Origin of the sequence: Streptomyces sp. NPDC060198 (assembly GCF_042728415.1) — a bacterium.
Lineage (GTDB): Bacteria > Actinomycetota > Actinomycetes > Streptomycetales > Streptomycetaceae > Streptomyces.
The window spans coordinates 1-4474 of record NZ_JBHWZJ010000485.1 but is presented as its reverse complement, the minus strand read 5'-3'; the positions used below and the strand labels follow the sequence as shown (position 1 = coordinate 4474).

The 4474-nt window shown below is 75.9% G+C and carries 2 protein-coding genes and 1 pseudogene; all 3 read right to left on the bottom strand.

Annotation, left to right across the window (positions count from 1 at the left end; translation table 11 throughout):
* Positions 1–467: pseudogene (locus ACFWEP_RS32135) on the bottom strand (serine/threonine-protein phosphatase); the annotation flags it as partial.
* A gap of 2 nt (positions 468–469) precedes the next feature.
* On the bottom strand, positions 470–3358 hold the full coding sequence (locus ACFWEP_RS32130) for a tetratricopeptide repeat protein (protein ID WP_387375439.1): 2889 nt from the start codon (positions 3356–3358) through the stop codon (positions 470–472).
* On the bottom strand, positions 3355–4474 hold a 1120-nt coding region (locus ACFWEP_RS32125; protein WP_387375437.1), incomplete at its 5' end, for a hypothetical protein. The genes ACFWEP_RS32130 and ACFWEP_RS32125, both read right to left, overlap by 4 nt.

The window sequence follows — 4474 nt, the reverse complement described above, 5'->3', positions numbered from 1 at the left end:
TCCCCGCCGGGGCGGCCGGCCCCCCGGGGGGGCGCCCCGGCCCCCGGCGGCGTGGCAGGCGGTGCGGCAGGTGCCGCCGGGGCGGGAACCGTCTGCGGTGCGGGGGGTGCGGCCGGGGCCGCTGGGGCGCTCGCACGGGCGGGCAGCTGGTGCCCCGCGGAGTCGACGCCCGGGAGATCGGCCGGGCGGTGGACGGGCGCGGGCCGGTCCGAGGTGTCGGTCTCGGACGCCGCCGGCCACTGGGTCGCCGGAGGCACGGCCGGAGGTGCCGGAGCCACGGCCGGGACGGGCGGAGCCGACGCCGGAGGCGGGGTGGTGATCGCCATCGTCGGCCGGTCGCCCGGCCGTTGGGGCACGGCCGACAGGTCGTAGCCGCAGGCGCCGCAGAACAGGTCGGCCGGCTCCAGCGGTTCCGCACAGCCGGGGCACGTCGGCAGGGAGGCCGTCTGCTGGTGGATCTGTGACATCTTCACACCCACGTCCGGGGGCGGAAACGGTTGGCCCGCTCCACCAGTTCGATCCTCTCGTCACCCTGCTGAGCCAGCCGGGCGAGCATCCGATAAGAGCGTTCCAGCCCGAACCGGAGCCCCCGCTCGTCCAGTTCGCTGCCGAGCAGCTTCCGCGCGGCCGGGCCGGAGACCGCAGGGCCCGCGGACACGCGGGCGGGTCCTGTGGAGAGTACCCAGTCCAGCGCGGTCCCCAGCACCTCGGTCGAGAGCCGCTCGCGGCGCACCGCGTCGAGCCCCAGTCCGGCCAGTGCCGTGATCTGGTCCGACGCGGCCGCCAGGTCGTCCGCCAGCGGCTCCGCGGGGTCCCGCCCGCGCAACCGCGCGCGGACCGAGGCCACCCGGGCGGCCGTGAAGTGGATCGAGGCGGCGGGCACCGACTCCAGCGTGCGTACCGCGCCCGTACGGTCCCCGGCGGCGAAGCGCACCCGGGCGAGCCCGAACGCGGCGCTGACGAAGCTCGGATCGGTGGTCCAGACGAGGTGGTAGTAGTCGGCGGCGTTGTCCAGCTGCCCCAGGACCTCCGCGCAGATTCCGAGCGCCAGCTTGGGCGCCGGTTCGCCCGGGAACGCGTCGTACACCGCGTCGAAGGAGAGGGCCGCGCGCTCGCGGTCGCCGGTCACCAGGGAGACCACCCCCCGGTACCAGACCACCCGCCAGTCGTCCGGGTACCGGGCCTCCAGCTCGCCCAGCACATGGGCGGCCGCCGGGTACTCCGCCAGCTCCAGCAGGGCGCGCAGTTCGCGCAGCCGGGTCTCCGGCGAGGGGACCGGGACGGTGCGCAGCGCGCCGATCAGCTCCGAGGGGGCCGCCGCCATCACGCCTGCCAGGAAACCGGCGTTGGGGTCGCTCGCGTCGACGCGCGGCACCGGAAGGGAGAGCGCGGTGCGACCCGTGTCGAGTCCGTCGAGCCAGCGGCCGGCTCCGGCCGGTACCGCCCCCGCACCGGACGGCGGAACCGGCACGCCCGTTGCCGGGCGCGGTGCCGGGACGCCCTGGCCGTCGGCCGACGGGCCGCCCCAGGCCCGGCCCGCCGAGCCGCTCGCGTGGGTGGGCGAGGCCGTCAGCGCCGCCGCCGAGTGCTGGGGCCGATACCCGGCCGGCGCGTACCCGGCGGGCGGGGTGTGTCCGGAGGACGGCGTGTGTCCCGGCGGAGGCGCGTACCCGGCGGGAGGCTGCGAATATCCGGCGGGAGGCTGCGCGTACCCCGAGGGCTGCGGCCCGCCCGCCCCGGTCCGGGCCGCGGGGACCGCGCCGTACGGGCCGGAGCCCACCGGCAGCGCCGCCGCGACCGCCGGGACGGCCGCGCCCGGGGCCACGGACCCCGTGGGCTCACGGCGCCGCTTCGGGCGGCGCGCGGACGGGGCGCGACGACTGCCGAGACGCGAGACGTCACCGGTCAGCTCGGCGAACAACTCCGTGTCCGTCACCCGCAGTTCCGGGCCGAACAGGGTGGACAGGGCAGGGCGTGGGCGCCCCGACTGGAGCGCGACGACCTCCCGCAGCACCCCCGTCAGCTGCTCGGCCATCTCCTCCGCCGAGGCGAAACGCCGCGCCGGGTCGGGATCGGTGGCGCGGACCAGCAGCCGGTAGAAGGACTCGTAGGTCCTCAAGACCTCTATGTTCTCCGGGTCCGGCAGCGAGTCCACGAAGACGTTGGTGTAGCCCTGGAAGTCGAAGGTGAGCACCGCGAGGGTGCGCGCCACCGTGTACAGGTCGGAGGCGACCGAGGGGCCGACCTCGCCGACCTCGGGGGCCTGGTAGCCCACCGTGCCGTAGATGGCCGACTCCTCGTCGTCCATCCGGCGCACCGCGCCCATGTCGATCAGCTTGAGCTGGTTCTCCGTCTGGATCGCGTTGTCGACCTTGAAGTCGCAGTAGAGGAGGTTGCGGCTGTGCAGGTGGCCGAGCGCCTCCAGCGCCTCGATCCCGTACGCGCACGCCTGCTCCACCGGCAGCGGATCGCGCCTCCCGGACGGTGTGCGGCGGTCGTTGGCGATCTCCTTGAGGGCCTTGCCGCCGACGTACTCCATCACGATGTAGCCGTCCAGCGAACCCGTCCGCTGGTCGAGGTGTTCGACGAAGTTGTAGATCCGGACGATGTTGGAGTGCTCGATCTCCGCGAGGAAGCGGCGCTCCGAGATCGCCGCCGCCATGGCGTCCTGGTCACCGGTGTCCAGCAGGCCCTTGAGGACCACCCAGCGGTCGGAGACGGCCCGGTCCACCGCGAGGTACACCCAGCCCAGCCCGCCGTGCGCGAGGCAGCCCGCCACTTCGTACTGCCCGTGCACCACGTCACCGCCGCGCAGCTTCGGTACGAAGGAGTACGGGTGTCCGCACTTGGTGCAGAACCCCTCCGTGCGGCCGGGCCGTTCGCCGCGCGCCCGGCCCACCGGCGCCCCGCAGTCCGAGCGCGAGCAGAACCGCTTCCGCTCGGGGACCTCCGCGTGCGCCATCACGGCCGCACGCGGATCGGGGCGCGGTACGTCCGGCACCTGCACCAGGCCCGCGCCGAGGCGCCCCCGGCCGGAGGCCCCGGCCGAGGCGCCCGAGGCCCGCACCGACACGGACGGAGCGCTCCCCGCCCCGGCGGACAGGCCCCGCGACAGCCGGCCCGAGACGGACCGACGCGAGGTCGAGGACCGCGAGGAGGCACGGGCCGAGGCGCGCGAACCGGCCGGCGAGGAGGCCGAACCGCCGCGCGCCGCACCCGCGATCCCGGTGGGCGGCGAGGCGACCATGCCGTTCGGGGAGACGACGGGGGCCAGACCGCAGGTGTCGCAGTACAGCTCCCCCTCGCCCATGTCCTCGTAGGAGCCCTCGCACGTGGGGCGCTGGCACCGGGTACTCATCGTGTCTCCCCCTCGTCGCGGGGCCGGTCCTCGGGCGAGGACGTCCGGCCCGGCGCCATCATCTCGGTGGCCGTGTGCTGGTAGCGCAGCACCGCCTGCCCGGCGACCCGCAGATCGCAGGGCGCGCTCCACAGCATCCGGCGGGCCGCGTCGTACCGCTCGATCAGCAGCGGGTCCTCCGCGAGCCCGTGCCGCGCCACCTTCGCCCGGTACGCGTCGAGCCGGCCCCGCAGCTCCGCCCGCACGGCGAGTGGCGCGGTGACCGAGGTCAGCGACTCGCGGGCGCGCAGCAGCTCCTCCTCCGCCTCCCGCTCCAACTGTTCGAGCAGCGGCGGGAGCCGGTGCCAGCGGGCGTGCCTGCGGTGCTCGGAGGCGGCGGCCAGCCGCTCCTGGAGCGCGGTCGGCGGGCCGCTGACGGCGGGCACCTCCGAGGCCGCGATCTTCGCCAGCACCTCGACCCGGGCGACCCGTGCCTCGGCCAGCGTGCGGTCCGCGCGCGACAGTACGTCCCGCAGCCGCGCGAGCCGGTGTTCGGCGTCCTGCCGGACGGCGAGGACCGCCTCGATCTCCCGCCGCACCTCCTCCAGCGCGCGGGCCGCCTGGTCGTACCGCGCGGTGTCCGCGCGACCGCCGCCCGGCGCGGCGCTGCCGGAGCCCGGCAGCCAGAACGCCAGCGGGTCGGCGATGACCTGGGCCCGCAGCCCGGCCAGCTCCTGGGTGATCGACTCCAGGTCGTCGCCGGACGGGTGCTCGCCCGGCCTGACCCCCACGGAGTGGGCCAGTGAGCGGGTGCGGTGGAGTTCGGCGGCGAGCAGGTCGATCCGGGCGGGCAGCGCCGACCAGACGGAGTCGGAGGCCACCACCATGTCCAGCGAGCGTGCGTAGAGCGTGTTCATCCGGCCCACCAGCTCCTCCAGCGAGAAGCGCTCGGCGAGCCGGGCCGGACCGGCGACCGAGGGATCGGGCGCCACCGCTCCGTGCGCCACGGTGATCTCCCGGCCCCGGAGCAGCCCGGTGAGGGTCTGAAGGTCCTCCCGGTTGGGGTGCCGCCTGCGGGCGCGCACCGCGCGCGCCTCACCGAGCGCGTCGGCGTACGCGTCGAAGTACCCCCAGAGC

What these genes read in the sequence shown, in the direction of transcription:
- ACFWEP_RS32130 (WP_387375439.1), bottom strand. Translation starts at nt 3,358, where the DNA reads ATGAGTACCCGGTGCCAGCGCCCCACGTGCGAGGGCTCCTACGAGGAC.